The organism is Paenibacillus mesophilus, from assembly GCF_005938385.1.
GTDB lineage: Bacteria > Bacillota > Bacilli > Paenibacillales > NBRC-103111 > Paenibacillus_AB > Paenibacillus_AB mesophilus.
Genome location: NZ_VCRA01000002.1, coordinates 335936 through 351363, shown reverse-complemented (window position 1 = coordinate 351363; position 15428 = coordinate 335936). Strand labels below are relative to the sequence as shown.

Below are 15428 nucleotides of genomic sequence, written 5' to 3'. Positions count from 1 at the left end.
CCGCTTCCTCCGAGGCCGCTTGAGCGTTATGGTTCGATTATATCGCAGCTTTACGGGAAAGAAAATATGGCACGAAATCACTTAATACCATTAACTATCCATACAGTTAATTAAATCCGGTATAAAGTCAAAAACAAATCCCCCGCTGCATACAAGCAAACGGGGGCTCTTCTCACAATTCGTCGTCGAGCGGATTCAAATTTTCGTTTCCGGTCATTCGGACGATCATGTCCGCGAGCAGCTCGATTTCCTGCTCGATATCGTTCAGGCTTGCCGTCTCCACGGGTGCGTGCATGTAGCGGAGCGGCAGCGAGACCAGAGCGATCGGGACGCCTCGCCCGGTCGTGCGGATCATGTCCGCATCCGTGCCCGTTTTGCGGGGAGTCAGCTCATACTGCAGCGGTATGCTTTGCCGTTCGGCGCTTTGCTCCAATAGCCGGTTGATTTTCCGGTTGATCGGAGCTCCTTTCGCCAACACCGGGCCGCCATCCAATTCGATGACGGCATGGTTGGAGCTTGAGCCGGGGTAATCGGTGGCAAACGTAACGTCGATCGCTATGGCCATATTCGGCGACGATCCGGCGGATGCGAAGTAAGCTCCTCCCATATTCGTCTCCTCGTTAACGGTGCTTGCCGCGTATAATCCGACCTTCGTTCCCCTCTCCGATACCCGGCGAAGCGTCTCGGCCACGATAAACGCCCCGGTCCTGTTGTCCAGTCCTCGGCCGCTTAGCCTGCCGTTAAGCAGCAGCTCCGGTTCCCGTTTGTACACCGCCAAATCGCCGACCTGAACGATACCGGCGACCTCCTCCTTGCTCTTGGCGCCGCAATCGATGCAAATATCGGCAAATTCGAAGTTTTCCTTTAATCCGCCGTGATGCTGGGCGTTCGCTCCGATTACACCCGTCAGGCAGCCGCCGTATCCCAATATGTCCACCTTCATGCCGACGGCCAGCTTCTGGCTGATGCCGCCCAGCGCATCGACGTAGATGAACCCTTTGTCGTCGATCCGGCTTACGATAAGCCCGATCTCATCGCAATGGCCGGCAAGCAGCACTTTGAAAGGTGCTTCCGGGTTGACGATCCCGATCGCGTTGCCCGCCATATCGGTGCGAATCTCGTGTGCGAACGGCTTTATGTACTCGATCCATTTCCGTTGAATATGCCACTCTTGGCCGGATGGCGACGGTGTTGCAAGCAGCTCCAGCAAAAAACGCTTCGCTTGTTCGTTCAAGTAGGCCAACATCCTTTCCCTGTATGAATTGCATGATTCATTATTTCCATCATAGCCGTGTTCGGAATCGAATTCCACTTATCGCCGAGAAAAATAATACGGGACTCCAGTGGATTACGGGGCCGTTCATTTGGTAAGATGAGTGTACATTGCGAAACGAAGGTTGTGACTGAAGATGGGCGTCAAATTTAACCGCGAGTACCGGGATATCGTCCGCGATCTCGGATCGGCGTTGGGACAAATCGATAATTGCTATGATGCTTTTGAAATGGAAAGAGCCGATTGGGACGAACTGGAACGCGAAGAGCAAATCGAATTTTTGCGGACGCTTGCGGACGACATTTTTTACGGCCTCGGTACGGAGCCCTATATCGAAGTCGGAGAAGGCAAAGTGCAATACGACCCGTCCAATCATCTGATCCGGGTGTGGACGGATTCGCAGATCGTTCATCTGATCAAGCTGATTTAACGGACTTCCTCGTCATGGGATGGTCGTTCGGCTCATAATATGATAAAGAACCGTTTCCGCCTATGCACGCATAAGGAGGCCGCCATGAGCGAAACTCCCCATCATTTTTGGAAAAAGCTTCGTTCCCAAGCCGACCGGACGTTAGGCGACGGATTCTGGAACGATATTTCCGGTCTGATCCCGACCTCGCAGCCGAGAACAGACGTTTATCAAACCGGCGACCGCCTATTCGTCGTGATCGAACTGCCGGGCTGCAAGGCCGACGAAGCGATCAAGCTGTCGGTTCACAAAAATACGCTCCACGTAAAAGGCGACCTTCCTTACCGATACCCGGTTGAGGAGGAAGAGCTGCTCGTATCCGAGCGGTTTTTCGGCCAATTTCACCGCAAAATCGCGCTTCCCCCGGGAACTTTAAGCGAAGGCATGAAAGCCCGCTATGCCGACGGGTTGTTGACAGTTGAATTCATTCGCCGCAAAGAATCCGACGAGATCGTCGACATTGCCATCGATTCTCCGGATATCGGCCGGAAGGACGATCCGCATAACGACTCTCAATCCGAATAAGGAGGCCGGTTGTATGGTACGCATCCGTTTCGAATCGATCAAGATCGACAGCTTGTCCAAAAGCTCTTCGGTCAATTCCGGGATCAATGTCGTGATCGGCCGGAGCAGCCGCGAAGAAATCAATGAAGGGATGGGCGCGATAGACGGAAAGCACAACGAGGTATCGGGCGGAATGCATACGATCGCGCCGGGCCGCCCGTCCGGAAGATCGGAGACTTAACGTATGGGCGCATCGTTATTTTCCCCGAACTTCGTGATAGGACGTATCGAGATCGGCAGTGTGGAAGGGGCTTCCTGTATCAATCTGGGCAACAATTTCCCGTCGAATTTCCAGAGCAGCAAGAAGCATAATCAAGGATTCGGAGATGTGAGCGGCAACAACAACCGGTTGTCGGGGACTCATTCGACGCTGGACGACGCCGATTTTCTCGAATGGATGTCCGGCGATGCCGCCAAAGATATTCCCGAACCGATCCGCGACTGGTTCGCCGCCCTGGTGCGAGAATCGTCGCAGCAGGCCGATATCGGTAAGAGCAAGTGACTACAGCAATCCCATACTCCCGAACACCGTCGGCGAACCGCAGTCCGCGCAGTAAGCTGCATCTTGACGATTCACTTTCGAACAGCCCTTGTGCAAAGGGCTTTTCTTCTTCGAGCACCGGTTGATGAGCGGCGCTCCGCAGCGAACGCAATGCTTGTCGGACTTTTCCGGCTGGTTTCCGCATCGGATACACGGATCTTTTTCTTTGTCCTCTGCCATGCCGCTTCACGCCTTTCGCATAAGACATCCGGGAAATGTATATAGATCCATCCTATGCACGTTCCCTCCAGCCGGTTTCTCCCGTCTGTATGCCCGCGAATACGGCAAAGGCTGCCGGCATGCCGGCAGCCTCCCCTATTCCCGGTTCATCGGTTCGACGCAAGCATCAATCCACATGACGAATCAGTATTTCTTTGACGGGATTGTCTCCTCCTTTCGGAAGCGTGATCTCGAGGATGCCCTGCTTGCATATCGCTTTGGCTCCTTCAACACGGATAACCGCCGGCAGCTTTACCAGCTTGTCTTCGTCTCCGGGCAGACCGGAAACGACAATCTCGTTCGGTGAAGCGTGCAGTCGAATATGATGCGGTACTACATCCGCCGAGAGGCGAATACGGACGATGACGGCGTGATGCGTCTCGAACACGTTGCTGGCCGCCGAAGAAAGCTTGGAGGAGGATGGGGGGGATTGACCGGTTTGCGACGAGGCTTTCTGAACTGCGCCCGGAACGGCATCGGCCAATATGCCCTTCACATACCGGTCCACCCACGGAATTGCCCCGGCCGGATTCCCGCTCCAAGCCTCCTTCCATCCTCCGGCGCCAAAGAAGCTGTTCTGGAATTCGTCCCAATCGAATAATGGTTCCCCTGCTCCCTGCATCGCTTGACCGTCTTTGCTCCGACTCACGAAAATCCCCCGCTTCCTTTCCTGATTGCTGCAGGGCAACCGATTACGAAGCTTTGGCTACCTTCTGTCCGTGCAATATAATGTCGCGGTCGTCGATCGGCGTATCGATCATATCATTGTCGTAAATAATGTTCACATTCCGCGACACTTCGCTCTTCTCGCCCATACCCGATAAGCTGGCATTCGACTTGTTATGCGAGCTCCAGCCGTATTGCAAATTCGTTCCGACAAAAATGCCCGAATTCGGACCGATCGAATTGACGACGATCCGGTCGAATTGAACGATAAACCTGGCGTCCGGCATGGCGGCTGCTCCCCTCATCAAGATTGGATGCTCGGTCCTCCCTCCCTCTCGAAGCCGTCGAGGATGAGCGTATCCAAAAAGTCGTTGTCGGACATCAGGAATAAATTTCCGGCAATGTTCTCTCCGCCGCCGAAACCGTTATTGTTTTGTCCGCTCGACGCTTGGTTTTTATTATGGGAATCCCAACCCGGCGCTGCCGTTTCTCCTACGAATACGGCTCCATTCGGACCTTGGCTGTTTACATAAATTCCGTTGAATATAATTGTTTGCGGCAATGTGTTCCCCTCCCGTCTTTCGTCGTAAATCATATATATGCGGTTAAGCCAATGTCCTATTCGATGTTTGACAGTAATCGGCGCATGCTTTGCCAAGTCGGGCCATATAATGTACAAGACAGGTTGTCTAATTCGGACAAACGGGGAATGGCCATGTTCAACTGGTTGCAGGGACGCGGTAAAACGGCGGCCGTCTCAAGCCACGAAGCACAGACGAGCCGGCTGGAACAAAAAATCGAACTGCTCGAGCAAACGGTGCGGCAGCTCGCGAGCGAGACTCGGAAGCAGAGCGTCGTAGTCCGTCAACTTCATATTCATCATCCCGTCGTCGAAAACGTGACGTTCCGTCTCGATGCTCTCGATATAGAGGAACTTAGCGGTTCGCTTAATTTGGGCAACAACTTCGACGTACAGCTCGATCCCGAGCAACTGTTCCGCGGAAGCAAGGACGGGAAAGCGAAGCGTGGTCATACCGGCGGCAAAAGCGGTTCAGCGGGTGACTCCAGGCATACTGATGCAGGAACGGCGCAATCGGCGCACGAGGACGACTCCTCATTTCAGCGGACGTCATCGGGATATTCGTTCCGCACGGCATCGTCCTCCACTTCCTTTCGCGAGCCTGCGCCCAATCCCGATCCTCCGCAAACGCGTAAGCTGTAGAAACCAATGATAAGGGCGGAATGGGATGTCTTACTCCTCCATCGTGTTCAAGCAAATCCGTGTCAACGAAATGGGCTCCAACAGCGGCGTTTTCATCGGCAACAACAAAGCTCCGCTATGGGGAACGTTCAGCAAGCAGCAGACCGGTATCGAGGTAGCGAACGGAAGGGCGATCCGCAACCGGACCTTCTTCAGCGACAAGGATGTTGTCGACATCATTGCCGTCGGACCTCTCGCCGTCAAAAAAAAGCGCACAAACAAAAGCCCGAAACGCCCCCGTCATAACGGGAACATCCGGACCGCTAAACAAAAGGCCGCCAAAAGAAAATAGTTATACGGATTTGCCGTATACGGATGGATTGCCCACGTGCTCGGGACGCTCGCCCGCAAGTGCCCGCAGTACATTGCGGGCTACCGTCGTCGCCGTCGTATAGTTCGTTTCGACCGTCGTACCGCCCACGTGGGGCGTTACAATCACATTCGGAAGCGACAGGAGCGGCGAATCCGCTGCCGGCGGTTCCGGTTCGAAGACGTCAAGTCCGGCTCCGGCGATCGATCCGTCCGTCAAAGCCCGGAACAAATCAGCCTGATTGACGATTCCGCCCCGAGCCGTATTGACGAGAAAGGCGGACGGCTTCATCAGATCGAGTAGACGGCGATCGATCATACCTTTCGTCGCATCCGTTAACGGGGTATGAAGCGATACGAAATCGGATTCGGCAAACACTCGGTCCATATTCGTCGTGATGTCGAATCCCCACTCTTCGGCTTCGGCGTGTTTGACCGGATCGAACTGCCGTACCCATACGGATACGTTCATATTCAAGCCGAGCTTGACACGCTTGGCCACTTCTTTGGCAATGTTGCCGAAGCCGATCAATCCGACCCGTTTTCCGCTAAGCTCGTACGTTTTCAACTCGGTTCTCGACGCGTAACGGCCCCGGCTCATCTGCCGATGAAACGGAATAAGCGATTTGCCGAGCGCCATTATGATCGCCACGGCATGCTCAGCCGTGGATACCGCGTTCACGGAAGGCGCATGAAGCACCGGAATCGATTTCTCCGTCGCATAGCGAACGTCGATATTGTCCAAACCGACTCCCGCTCCCGATATGACTCTGAGCGACGGCGCCGCATCGATTACCGCACGAGTGATCCTCGCTGGGGCTCGCAGCACGATTGCTTCAACGTCGCGGGCGATTTCGCACAGGTGATCCTCGTCATATCGATCGGTGCGTACGACGTCGGCTCCTTCGGCAAGAATCGCTTCACCCGCTTCATGGTACATCGACAAGATTTGCAATAATTTCGGCTTTACGGCCAACGCCCCACACCTGCCCAATCGATGTTTTATAGCAACCATTTCCTAACAAGGTCCATCGAGTTAGCGCTTACAAAAAAAGAAAAACCGAATCCCGTCACTCCCGAATTCGGTAATCCGATGCGGCCATTTCGTATGTCAATTGACCTGCTTGCGTTCCGCTTCTTTTTTGCTTTCCGCTGCGTTCGTTTCTTCCGCCTCCGCGATCATTTGCCGGCTTCCTTTGCGGAATTCCCGCATCGTATCCCCGATCGCACGGCCCAATTGAGGGAGCTTGGAAGGTCCGAACAGAAGCAGCGCTATTAACACGATCAAGATGAGTCCTGTCCAACCAATATTGAACGGCATGCTTATTCCCTCCCTGTTATCCGATTACTTTATGGGCAACTCTACCTTAACCATAACAGACAGCCCGACCGTGGGCAATCCCCCGGACGGGCAAAAACGCATTTTTTTCGATTTTTAACACAAGTTTAAGGTTACGCGATATCGACGATCGCTCCTCCGGCTGTTGCGGAACGGGCTTCCGCCTCGGCGATGGCGAGTGTACGGAGCGTATCTTCCGACGACGCGCGCTCGATCGGACGGTTATGGAGTATCGCCTCGACGTAATATTTGATTTCCCGGTAATAGCCCGAATCTTTGGACACGTCCGGCACGAAGCCTTTGCCTTCCATCGGGTTGTCGCGCAGGACGCGTTTCTCGAACAGGAGATTGCCGCGTTCGAAATTAACCCGGAACGACATTTCGAATCCGAACTCTCCGGTCAGCGAGCGATCGCATTGGGAGCTGACAATTTTCCGGTCCGGATAGACGTAATTGGTGGAAATAATGTCATACGAGCTGCCGGGTATGACATCGCGGGCCAATGTCGATACCGATTGCGGTTTGCCGAACAGCCAGTTGACCATATCGATATCGTGAATGTGCAGATCGTACAAGCCGCCTCCGCTCGTTTCCGTACGGATCATCCAGTCGTTGTACGTCCACTTCGGCGGATGTCCGCCGCGGAAGAAATGAGCCGACAACACTTGGCCGTATCGGCCGCTGTCGACCGTTTCCTTCAAATATTCGTATTCCGGCCAGAACCGCAGCACTTGGGCGATCATCAGCTTCTTGCCGCTGCGCTTCTCCGCTTCGATCATGCGGCGTCCTTCCGCCGTGCTGAGCGCCATCGGCTTCTCGCACAGAACATGGATGCCGCGATCCATCGCTTTGACCGTCATTTCCGCATGGAGGTTGCTCGGCATGGCGATATCGATAATATCGAATTCCTCTTCCGCCAGCATCTTGTCATAATCGGTATAATGGCTGCAGCCGGACAAGTCGATGCCGCTGTCGGCCGACTGGATGTTGCCCTCGATAAAAATGCCGCGGAACTTTTTCTCGTCCAAGTCGCATATCGCGGTAACCCGGATCGGAAATCCTTCCTGCTCCAACCGTCTGTAGTTCGTCAAATGCATGCGGCCCATAAATCCGAGGCCGACCAAGCCCACCTTCAGCATATTCGTTCTCTCCCAACTTGGATTTCCGGCGAGTAACTCCGCTCACTTCATCGCCGGACTTTTAAGTATCTCCGCACGCTTCTATCAAACCGGGAAGCGGACGGCGTTCGGCCTTGTCCAGACGAGATGCTGGACGAACCCTTCCGCATACGTGCAGCCCGCTTGAATCCCCCGCGTCTTGCCGAGTGTCGTGGTGAAGTCGACGATATCGACGTTGTCGTGCTCCTTCAGCCATACGAGCTGGCTTTGGTGCTTGCGGAGCATATCCAGCTTCGTCTCCAGATGATCCGTAATATCGACGTAAAACGTCGGCTCGAAGCCGAGTCCGGACAAATTGTCCATATAATAGAGCCCCGGCACTTTTTCGGCGGCTGCGTTTTTCGTCCGGAACCACGGCAATGTCGCGAAAAACGTGGCGTGAAAGACAAGCTGGCTCACCGCGATATGGTCCGGCATGTAGTCGTTCGGAGCATGAGTGATAACGATATCGGGCTTGGCATACCGGACGAGATCGATGAAGATCATCCGGTTCTCCTGGTTCTCCGCGATAATTTCCCCGTCGCCGAAGCCGAGCGAGACGACTTCGCTGCCGATAACGGCGCCCGCCTCCTGCGCCTCCTTGCGGCGAATTTCCGTCAGCTCCTCCGGCGGAATCGTATAATGGCCTTTGTCGCCTTTGCATGCGTGGCAGATGACGATATGATGGCCGGCTTGCTTCAGCTTGGACAGCGTTCCCGCGCAAGAGATTTCAATATCGTCGGGATGCGCTCCTACCGCCAAAATATTCATGGGTGAATGCTCCTTTTCTCCGGTCAATTCAATTCGGGCTCGAGCGGTCCGGCCAGCTCATTCAGGAAAAACAACTTCCCGGGCAAAGTCGGCATGTAGCTGGACGGCACCCACGGATCCGGGCCGTATTGCAGAGTCGTGAGCAATGACATCCCCTGCCACATCATCCCGCGTCCAAGCGCTCCATCCGCTCCTCCGATCGCATAGTCGGCCTGCAGGAACAGTCCCGGTCCGATCGTATTGGCATAACACGGCACGAGCGTCGTCCGGCTCTTGAAGCTCGTAATCGCATTTTGCTCGATCGTCAGCGGATGCAGCTTGGCGGCGATACGATGCGTAGCTGCGCGCCATTCCTGCTCGGAGCCGTATTCGCCTGCGAAATGAGGCTCCCAGAAGGCGATATGGAATACGCGGCCGATGCCGTAGACGACGGCAAGCTTTGCGCCTTCGCTTTTCAGCTTGGCGATTTTGTCCGCATAAGTCGGCAAATTTTCTTTGGTAGCGAAATTTCGCTGCGATACCGGAACGGTCAAGTCGCCCAGCAGCTCATAGAAGCTGTTTTCCATCGCATATTGGAACGCCCCCGGATTCGTCGGAGGAAGCGTATTCCCTTCCGCGTCGCTCCATTCGTCCATATTGAAGCCGTATACGTGCGAAGCGCTCACATTCCACGCTTTCAGGAAATAGACGGTCCACTTGTACATGCCCATCGGGCCGACCGGTAAGATGATCGCCAGCTTCTCCCCGCGGTCTCGCGTCTGTTTGATCAGGAGAGCGATCTCATGACCCATGTATGTGTCGAACTGCTCGAGACTTGTGCAAGGGACCGGACGGAATTCCGGACTCCAGTGCTCACTGCGCTTCAGCGCCTCTTGCGGCTTCAAGCTTGCGCAGCGGTCGATCTTTTGCAAATCCCAGCCCTTCGGGAAAAATTGCTCCATGAGCGAGCCTTCCAATGTCGTGAACAAATTCATGCTCTGCTGCCTCCTTGTCGGGCCGGTCAAGCCAGCCATTTATTCAAATTGTCGATCGTGGCGCGAATGTCCCGCGCTTGCTCCTCGCCGGAAATTTCCCGTTCGATGATCAACTCGCCGTCGTACCCGATCGAGCGAAGCTTCGCCAAAAATTCGGGGAAATTCACTTTACCCGTGCCTACGAGCATTTCTTTGCCCAGCAGGTCGCCGTTAGTCGGATAAAGCCCGTCCTTCACATGGACGTTACGCACGTAAGGTCCGATCACGTCGAGTGCATCGATCGGATTGCCTTTGCCGTACAAAATCAGGTTGGCCGGGTCGAGATTGATGCCCAAGTTGGACGTTCCTACCCGTTCGATCGTCCGGAGCAGTACGACCGGAGTTTCCTGGCCGGTTTCGAACCAGAAGCCGAGCCCCAAGCCTTCGCAATATTGAGCGACTTCCCGAATGGCGGCCACGACGCCCTCATAGTTTGGATCCGTCATATTTTCCGGAATGAAGCCGCAGTGCGTCACAAGTGCCGGGGCACCGACCCGCTTGGCGAAGTCCGCCCAGTTTTTCAGCGTACGGACCCGCTCCTCCCGGTACTCTTCCGGCACGAGACCGAGCGTAACCGGTCCTTCCGTGAAGTTCCATTTGCCCGGCCCGGCCACCCAGCCCCACATGGCGCATATGCGCACGCCGTGCTTCTCCGATTCGCGCAGCACATTGTCCGCGATTTCCGGCGTGCACAGCTCCGGATTCCAGCCGATCAGCTGACAGACGTTCAAGCCGAATTGGCTCACATGCTCGAAGCAGTTTCCGTTGTTTTTCAAAATATTGACGACGCCGATTTCCATCGGATAGCGCCCTCCTTCTCATGATCGCGTGATACCGTTATCATACCGTGGATAGGAATGCCGATCTTTAGACGATGAAACGACTTTTTTGCACCATCTTTTACACAATCGTCCGGTATATTTGCATTATTATGCATCTGTACAAATCTCCGGCAGTCGAAGAAAGGATTTTTCGATTTCGCGTTGAATGAAGAAAAAAGATAACGTTTCCAACAGAAAGGGAGACAACGGACTATGCGGTTCCCACGATATGAAATACGCGAAGACATCCAAATCCGCAAGTTAATTTCCTGCTATTATTTCGAGCTGTCGAAAAATTACAAGTACGCGGGCGAAAAGCACGACTTCTGGGAAATTTATTATGTGGACAAAGGCGAGATCGAAATCGATACCGATTTCGGCCATTTCAACCTGAAGCAGGGCGATCTGCTGTTCCACGAGCCCGATGAGTTCCACAGTCCGAAAAGCAACGGAAAAGTATCTCCGAACGTATTCGTCGTCACCTTCGAATGCGAATCCGAGCCGATGTCGTTCTTTCTTCGCAATAAACTGTTCCACCTGGGCGAGAAGGAGAAGCTCGTTCTGACTCACCTAATGGAGGAGGGCTGGAATTCGTTCGGTCCGAGCCCGCTCGGCAGCGGCCGGATCTTGTATCCTCGCGAGGACGCTCCGTTCGGCAGCGAGCAGCTGTTCAAGGTGCATCTGGAGACGCTGCTCATTCATTTGATCCGTACCGGCTACGAGGAGCAAAAAGTTACGCCGACGCCCGTCCCGCGGGACAATCAGGAATCCGGCGCCGCCGATAAAATCATCAAATACATGAATGAGCATTTGGGCGACAACTTGACGCTTGACGATCTGTGCGACCAATTTGCGATCGGACGAACCCAGATCAGCATCATGTTCAAGAAAAGAGTAGGCTGCGGCGTGATCGAGTATATGAACCAGCTCAAAATCGACCGGGCCAAGATGCATATACGCGAAGACGTCTACAACTTGACCGAAATATCCGAGCTGCTCGGCTACAGCAGCGTCCACTATTTCTCGCGCCATTTCAAGAAAGCGACCAACATGACCCCTTCGGAATATGCGAAGACGTTATCGAGAGGATATCGGCGGATTACCAGGTAATGGAGGAGCATAATGCGACTATGAATTTGCATCGGTACCCGATTACGCGGGATATTGTGATCGACAAACTGATTTCCTTCCATTATTTCGAGCTGGCCAAAAACTACCGGCACCAGGGGGAGCGGCACGATTTCTGGGAGCTTGTCTACATCGACCGAGGGGAATTGAGCGTCAGCACCGATACGAGCGATTATGAGCTGAAGCAGGGAGACATGCTCGTATACGAGCCGAACGAATTTCACAGTCCGAGAAGCAACGGAATAGTACCCCCGAACATTTTCATCGTCACCTTCGAATGCGATTCCGAGCCGATGTCTTTTTTTCATCGCAACAAGCTGTTCCATCCGGGCGAGAAAGAAAAGCTTGTTCTGACCCGGTTGATGGAGGAGGGCTGGAATTCATTCGGTCCGTACCCGGTCGGCGGCAACCGCATCTTGTGTCCGCGCGAGGATGCCCCGTTCGGCAGCGAGCAGCTGTTCAAGGCGCATCTGGAGACGCTGCTCATTCATTTGATCCGCTCCGGCTGCAAGGAGAATCCAATAACGCCGACGCCTGTTCCGCGGAACAAACAGGAGGAAGGCACCGCCGATAAGATTATCCGATATATGAACGAGCATTTGGACGAAAATTTGACGCTGGACGAACTTTGCGACCAATTCGCCGTCGGACGTACGCAGATCGGCATCATGATCAAGGCCAAAGTCGGCTGCGGCGCGATCGAGTACATGAACAAGCTCAAAATCAACCGCGCCAAGACGTTTATATGCGAGGGCGTCTACAATTTGACCGAAATATCCGAGCTGCTCGGTTACAGCAGTCTCCATTACTTCTCGCGCCATTTCAAGAAAGCGACCGACATGAACCCTTCGGAATATGCGAAGAAGTTATCGCGCCTTGACGCGAGTCGTTTTCCTATCGAACGAGGTCAAACCACGTTACCGTTATTATCCGGAGAGGAGCTTGGATCGCTATGATGTTGAAGCGGTACCCGATTACGCGGGATATTGTGATCGACAAGCTGATTTCCTGCCATTATTTCGAGTTGGCCAAAAACTACTGGCATCGGGGAGAGCGGCACGATTTCTGGGAGCTTGTTTACATCGACCGCGGGGAATTAAGCGTCAGCACCGATACGAGCGTTTATGAACTGAAGCAGGGAGACATGCTCGTATACGAGCCGAACGAGTTCCACCGCCCCAGCTCGAACGGGAAAATCGCGGCCAATATGTACATCGTAACGTTCGAATGCAGCTCCCCCGCCTTAAGCTTTTTCGCGGAAAACAAACGATTTCATCTTGGAAACGAAGAAATCGCGACCGTCTCCCTTCTCATGAAGGAGGGCTGGAACACGTTCGGTCCCAATCCGGTCGCGGGCAAATTGTCCAGACAAAGCGAATCGCCGTTCGGGAGCGAGCAGCTGTTCGTCCTATACCTGGAGTTGCTGCTCCTCCAGCTGATCCGCAAAGCGGAGGTGCTGAAGGAGAAAAAACAGCGTGCGTCGATCATGAAAGAAAGACAAGAGGTCGAGCTGATCGATAAAGTAACCGCTTATATGAAGGATCATTTGATCGGCAACTTGACCCTCGCGCATTTATGCGAAACGTTCTCCGTCGGAAGGACGCACCTGAGCGTATTGTTCAAGGCTAAATATGACTGCGGCGTACTCGAATATTGGAACCGGCTGAAGGTCGACAAGGCGAAGGAGCATATCCGCCAGAACAGCTACAATTTGACGGAAATTTCCGAGCTGCTCGGCTACAACAGCCTCCATTATTTTTCGCGGCAGTTCAAGAAAACGACGGGGATGACCCCTTCGGAATATGCCAAAGTACTGCGGGAAAGGCTTTTCAAGCAAATTACCGATTAACCGCCCCGTCTTCACCCGATTGCCTACTTGTTTGTGCTCTTGTACCCGCAAATAAACTTATCCTCTTCCGCTTCCTCTTCCCCCTTCGTCTTTTTCACGATCATTCACAATATTTGCACAACTTTCCGCCTTGGGGAGTAGACTTATTTTCCGGGTCTGGTACACTTGCAGTAAGACCTCCGACCAGAGGTCTATTTCTACAGGGAGGGATTCGACATGAAACCGCCGGAACGCCGTAGAGGGAGACCGAATGAAGCTTGGAAGGGAGGCAAACTATACAGTGAACCTTAGAGAATCGGATTTGCCGGGCATCGGCCGCAAGTTTTGTCTGGATACGCGCAGTGGCGAGAAGCTCGTCATCGTCGTGCATAACGATAATCGGCGTGATTTGTTTCACATGAACCCCGATGACCCCGATGAAGTGCTTTCCATGGTAACGCTGGACGATGAAGAGGCCCGCACCGTCGCCGCCATCGTCTCGGGTATCGCTTACAAACCCAAGCTCGCGGATAACCAGGAGATGGTGCTCGACGATTTGATTATCGAATGGGTGCGGATCGAACCGTTATCGCGGTGCATCGGCTGCCGGATCGGACAATTGGACATCCGCAGGCAAACCGGAGCGACCATTATCGCCGTGACGGAGAAAAATCAGAAGAAATGCATGAATCCGGGGCCGGACTACGTGTTTACCGCAGGATCGACCTTGGTCGTTGCCGGAGAGCGCATGCAGCTGAAGGAATTGAAGCGGCTGCTGCTGCACGGGAGCCTATAACCGATGGATATGCTCATATTCGAAGTCGGTCTCGCCATTGCGCTGATTACGATCGTTGGGCTTATTTCCGCCAAGCTCCGCTTTTCGGTCATCCCCTTCTATATTTTGATCGGTATGGCCGTCGGTCCGCATGCGCCCCATTTCTGGATCATCGACCTTCGTTTTATCGAAAGCTCGGCCTTTATCGACTTTATGGGGCGTCTCGGTATTTTGTTTCTGCTGTTTTATTTGGGACTGGAATTTTCCGTTAAACGTCTGATGAAATCCGGCAAAGCGATTCTTGTCGGAGGTTCTTTCTACGTCGCGATCAATTTCGTATCCGGTCTTCTGCTCGGCTGGGTAATGGATTTGCCGCTCAAGGAAACGCTCGTCGTATGCGGCATCATGACCAGCTCATCTACGGCCATTGTCGCTAAGGTGCTTGTCGATTTGAAGCGGACAGCGAATCCGGAGACGGAGCTCATTATGGGGATGATCATGTTCGACGATTTGTTCATCGCCGTGCACATCTCCATATTGACCGGCCTCGTATTGAGCGGGGCGACATCGCTAGCCGGAGTGCTCCTTATTTCGCTGACCGCCCTTCTGTTTATCGTCGTGTTTCTCATGATCGGCAGAAAAATCATTCGCTATATCGATATCGCTCTGAATATTCAATCGTCCGAGCTTTTTCTGCTGCTCGTCATGACGATGCTGTTTCTGGTCGCCGGTTTCTCGGAAACGCTGCACGTCGCCGAAGCGATCGGCGCCTTAATGATCGGTCTCGTGCTCGGGGAATCCAGACATGTGAAGCGGATCGAGCATCACGTGCTTCCGTTCCGCGATTTCTTCGGAGCGGTGTTCTTCTTCGGCTTCGGCTTGACGATCGAGCCTGCGACATTGGGCGGAGCGGTCGGCATGGCGCTCCTCGCGGTATTGTTGACGATCATCGGCAACGGCTTGGCCGGGGCGATCGCCGGACGGCTCTCCGGCATTTCTCCCCGCGCTTCCTTGAATGTCGGCTTCACGCTCGTCGCTAGAGGCGAATTCTCGATCATTATGGCGAATATCGGCAAAGCCGGCGGCTTGATGCCGGCCATCCAGTCATTCGCCGTGCTGTATGTCCTGATCCTGGCCGTCCTCGGCCCGATTCTGGCCAAAGAATCGAAATCGATCTATGTCTGGGCCGGGAAGAGTTACGCCCGGTTGAAACGCGATAGGAGCAAGGAACAAGCGTAGCCTTATTGGGAGCGCTCCCGTTTCTTAGCATGCCAAAGACCCCATCCTCCCGAAG

The 15428-nt window shown here is 53.9% G+C and carries 21 protein-coding genes; 11 read left to right on the top strand and 10 right to left on the bottom strand.

Translation table 11 applies throughout. The features are described 5' to 3' along the window. Nucleotides 1-172: 172 nt before the first annotated feature. A complete protein-coding gene (locus FE783_RS04330; RefSeq protein ID WP_202916124.1) occupies nt 173-1234 on the bottom strand; it encodes a M20/M25/M40 family metallo-hydrolase in 1062 nt (353 codons plus the stop codon). Between the two features lie 175 nt (nt 1235-1409). On the opposite strand from FE783_RS04330, the gene FE783_RS04325 reads away from it, so the two are divergent. From FE783_RS04325 to FE783_RS04310, 4 genes are all read left to right on the top strand, one after another. After that, nucleotides 1410-1703: a hypothetical protein gene (locus tag FE783_RS04325; RefSeq protein ID WP_138878096.1), complete on the top strand. Its 294-nt coding sequence runs from the start codon at nt 1410-1412 to the stop codon at nt 1701-1703. A gap of 84 nt (nt 1704-1787) precedes the next feature. Beyond that, complete coding sequence (locus FE783_RS04320) at nt 1788-2267, top strand: Hsp20/alpha crystallin family protein (RefSeq protein WP_158301611.1); 480 nt, start codon at nt 1788-1790, stop codon at nt 2265-2267. 13 nt (nt 2268-2280) lie between these two features. Then, nucleotides 2281-2487 (top strand): hypothetical protein, encoded by a 207-nt coding sequence (locus FE783_RS04315; RefSeq protein ID WP_138878094.1) that lies wholly within the window; start codon nt 2281-2283, stop codon nt 2485-2487. Between the two features lie 3 nt (nt 2488-2490). Then, on the top strand, nt 2491-2808 hold the full coding sequence (locus FE783_RS04310) for a hypothetical protein (protein ID WP_202916123.1): 318 nt from the start codon (nt 2491-2493) through the stop codon (nt 2806-2808). Nucleotides 2809-3193: 385 nt separating this feature from the next. Here the strand turns inward: FE783_RS04310 and FE783_RS04305 are convergent, their stop codons facing one another. From FE783_RS04305 to FE783_RS04295, 3 genes are read right to left on the bottom strand one after another with little or no spacing between them, the layout of a single operon-like run. Then, nucleotides 3194-3715, bottom strand: coding sequence for an Hsp20/alpha crystallin family protein (locus FE783_RS04305; RefSeq protein WP_138878093.1), 522 nt, complete (start codon nt 3713-3715; stop codon nt 3194-3196). Between the two features lie 43 nt (nt 3716-3758). Continuing rightward, on the bottom strand, nt 3759-4019 hold the full coding sequence (locus FE783_RS04300; RefSeq protein WP_138878092.1) for a hypothetical protein: 261 nt from the start codon (nt 4017-4019) through the stop codon (nt 3759-3761). A gap of 17 nt (nt 4020-4036) precedes the next feature. Then, nucleotides 4037-4294: a hypothetical protein gene (locus FE783_RS04295; RefSeq protein ID WP_138878091.1), complete on the bottom strand. Its 258-nt coding sequence runs from the start codon at nt 4292-4294 to the stop codon at nt 4037-4039. A 153-nt stretch (nt 4295-4447) separates the two neighbouring features. Between FE783_RS04295 and FE783_RS04290 the strand changes: the two genes are divergently transcribed. After that, the gene (locus tag FE783_RS04290) at nt 4448-4954 is read left to right on the top strand and encodes a hypothetical protein (RefSeq protein WP_138878090.1); all 507 of its coding nucleotides are present in this window, start codon (nt 4448-4450) and stop codon (nt 4952-4954) included. A 25-nt stretch (nt 4955-4979) separates the two neighbouring features. After that, on the top strand, nt 4980-5285 hold the full coding sequence (locus tag FE783_RS04285) for a hypothetical protein (RefSeq protein ID WP_138878089.1): 306 nt from the start codon (nt 4980-4982) through the stop codon (nt 5283-5285). On the opposite strand, the gene FE783_RS04280 is transcribed toward FE783_RS04285, so the two are convergent. The 6 genes from FE783_RS04280 to FE783_RS04255 form a co-directional block, all read right to left on the bottom strand. Continuing rightward, complete coding sequence (locus FE783_RS04280) at nt 5286-6278, bottom strand: hydroxyacid dehydrogenase (protein WP_238402849.1); 993 nt, start codon at nt 6276-6278, stop codon at nt 5286-5288. A 135-nt stretch (nt 6279-6413) separates the two neighbouring features. Further along, nucleotides 6414-6623: a twin-arginine translocase TatA/TatE family subunit gene (gene tatA, locus FE783_RS04275; RefSeq protein ID WP_138878087.1), complete on the bottom strand. Its 210-nt coding sequence runs from the start codon at nt 6621-6623 to the stop codon at nt 6414-6416. A 131-nt stretch (nt 6624-6754) separates the two neighbouring features. Then, entirely contained in the window at nt 6755-7780 is a 1026-nt protein-coding gene (locus FE783_RS04270) for a Gfo/Idh/MocA family protein (RefSeq protein WP_138878086.1), read from the bottom strand. 84 nt (nt 7781-7864) lie between these two features. Then, nucleotides 7865-8569, bottom strand: coding sequence for a PIG-L deacetylase family protein (locus tag FE783_RS04265; protein WP_138878085.1), 705 nt, complete (start codon nt 8567-8569; stop codon nt 7865-7867). A gap of 23 nt (nt 8570-8592) precedes the next feature. Further along, entirely contained in the window at nt 8593-9543 is a 951-nt protein-coding gene (locus FE783_RS04260; RefSeq protein ID WP_138878084.1) for a sugar phosphate isomerase family, read from the bottom strand. A gap of 26 nt (nt 9544-9569) precedes the next feature. Continuing rightward, complete coding sequence (locus FE783_RS04255; RefSeq protein WP_138878083.1) at nt 9570-10382, bottom strand: sugar phosphate isomerase/epimerase family protein; 813 nt, start codon at nt 10380-10382, stop codon at nt 9570-9572. Between the two features lie 234 nt (nt 10383-10616). Here FE783_RS04255 and FE783_RS04250 point away from each other — a divergent pair, with 234 nt between their 5' ends. The 5 genes from FE783_RS04250 to FE783_RS04230 all read left to right on the top strand — a co-directional run bounded on the left by FE783_RS04250 (nt 10617) and on the right by FE783_RS04230 (nt 15373). Beyond that, the gene (locus FE783_RS04250; protein ID WP_138878082.1) at nt 10617-11513 is read left to right on the top strand and encodes a helix-turn-helix transcriptional regulator; all 897 of its coding nucleotides are present in this window, start codon (nt 10617-10619) and stop codon (nt 11511-11513) included. A gap of 20 nt (nt 11514-11533) precedes the next feature. After that, entirely contained in the window at nt 11534-12487 is a 954-nt protein-coding gene (locus tag FE783_RS04245) for an AraC family transcriptional regulator (protein WP_158301610.1), read from the top strand. Then, nucleotides 12484-13380, top strand: coding sequence for an AraC family transcriptional regulator (locus FE783_RS04240; RefSeq protein ID WP_138878080.1), 897 nt, complete (start codon nt 12484-12486; stop codon nt 13378-13380). Before FE783_RS04245 ends, FE783_RS04240 begins: the two co-directional genes overlap by 4 nt. 280 nt (nt 13381-13660) lie before the next feature. Beyond that, on the top strand, nt 13661-14155 hold the full coding sequence (locus tag FE783_RS04235; RefSeq protein WP_238402848.1) for a cation:proton antiporter regulatory subunit: 495 nt from the start codon (nt 13661-13663) through the stop codon (nt 14153-14155). Between the two features lie 3 nt (nt 14156-14158). Continuing rightward, on the top strand, nt 14159-15373 hold the full coding sequence (locus FE783_RS04230; protein ID WP_138878078.1) for a cation:proton antiporter: 1215 nt from the start codon (nt 14159-14161) through the stop codon (nt 15371-15373). Nucleotides 15374-15428 lie beyond the last annotated feature (55 nt).

Excerpts from the sequence above, each read along its gene's own strand:
- FE783_RS04260 (WP_138878084.1), bottom strand. The coding sequence starts at position 9,543 with ATGAATTTGTTCACGACATTGGAAGGCTCGCTCATGGAGCAATTTTTC.
- FE783_RS04240 (WP_138878080.1), top strand. The coding sequence starts at position 12,484 with ATGATGTTGAAGCGGTACCCGATTACGCGGGATATTGTGATCGACAAG.
- FE783_RS04320 (WP_158301611.1), top strand. The coding sequence starts at position 1,788 with ATGAGCGAAACTCCCCATCATTTTTGGAAAAAGCTTCGTTCCCAAGCC.
- FE783_RS04250 (WP_138878082.1), top strand. The coding sequence starts at position 10,617 with ATGCGGTTCCCACGATATGAAATACGCGAAGACATCCAAATCCGCAAG.
- FE783_RS04265 (WP_138878085.1), bottom strand. The coding sequence starts at position 8,569 with ATGAATATTTTGGCGGTAGGAGCGCATCCCGACGATATTGAAATCTCT.
- FE783_RS04270 (WP_138878086.1), bottom strand. The coding sequence starts at position 7,780 with ATGCTGAAGGTGGGCTTGGTCGGCCTCGGATTTATGGGCCGCATGCAT.
- FE783_RS04315 (WP_138878094.1), top strand. The coding sequence starts at position 2,281 with ATGGTACGCATCCGTTTCGAATCGATCAAGATCGACAGCTTGTCCAAA.
- FE783_RS04290 (WP_138878090.1), top strand. The coding sequence starts at position 4,448 with ATGTTCAACTGGTTGCAGGGACGCGGTAAAACGGCGGCCGTCTCAAGC.
- FE783_RS04230 (WP_138878078.1), top strand. The coding sequence starts at position 14,159 with ATGGATATGCTCATATTCGAAGTCGGTCTCGCCATTGCGCTGATTACG.
- FE783_RS04300 (WP_138878092.1), bottom strand. The coding sequence starts at position 4,019 with ATGCCGGACGCCAGGTTTATCGTTCAATTCGACCGGATCGTCGTCAAT.
- tatA (WP_138878087.1), bottom strand. The coding sequence starts at position 6,623 with ATGCCGTTCAATATTGGTTGGACAGGACTCATCTTGATCGTGTTAATA.
- FE783_RS04245 (WP_158301610.1), top strand. The coding sequence starts at position 11,534 with ATGAATTTGCATCGGTACCCGATTACGCGGGATATTGTGATCGACAAA.
- FE783_RS04255 (WP_138878083.1), bottom strand. The coding sequence starts at position 10,382 with ATGGAAATCGGCGTCGTCAATATTTTGAAAAACAACGGAAACTGCTTC.
- FE783_RS04285 (WP_138878089.1), top strand. The coding sequence starts at position 4,980 with ATGTCTTACTCCTCCATCGTGTTCAAGCAAATCCGTGTCAACGAAATG.
- FE783_RS04310 (WP_202916123.1), top strand. The coding sequence starts at position 2,491 with ATGGGCGCATCGTTATTTTCCCCGAACTTCGTGATAGGACGTATCGAG.
- FE783_RS04325 (WP_138878096.1), top strand. The coding sequence starts at position 1,410 with ATGGGCGTCAAATTTAACCGCGAGTACCGGGATATCGTCCGCGATCTC.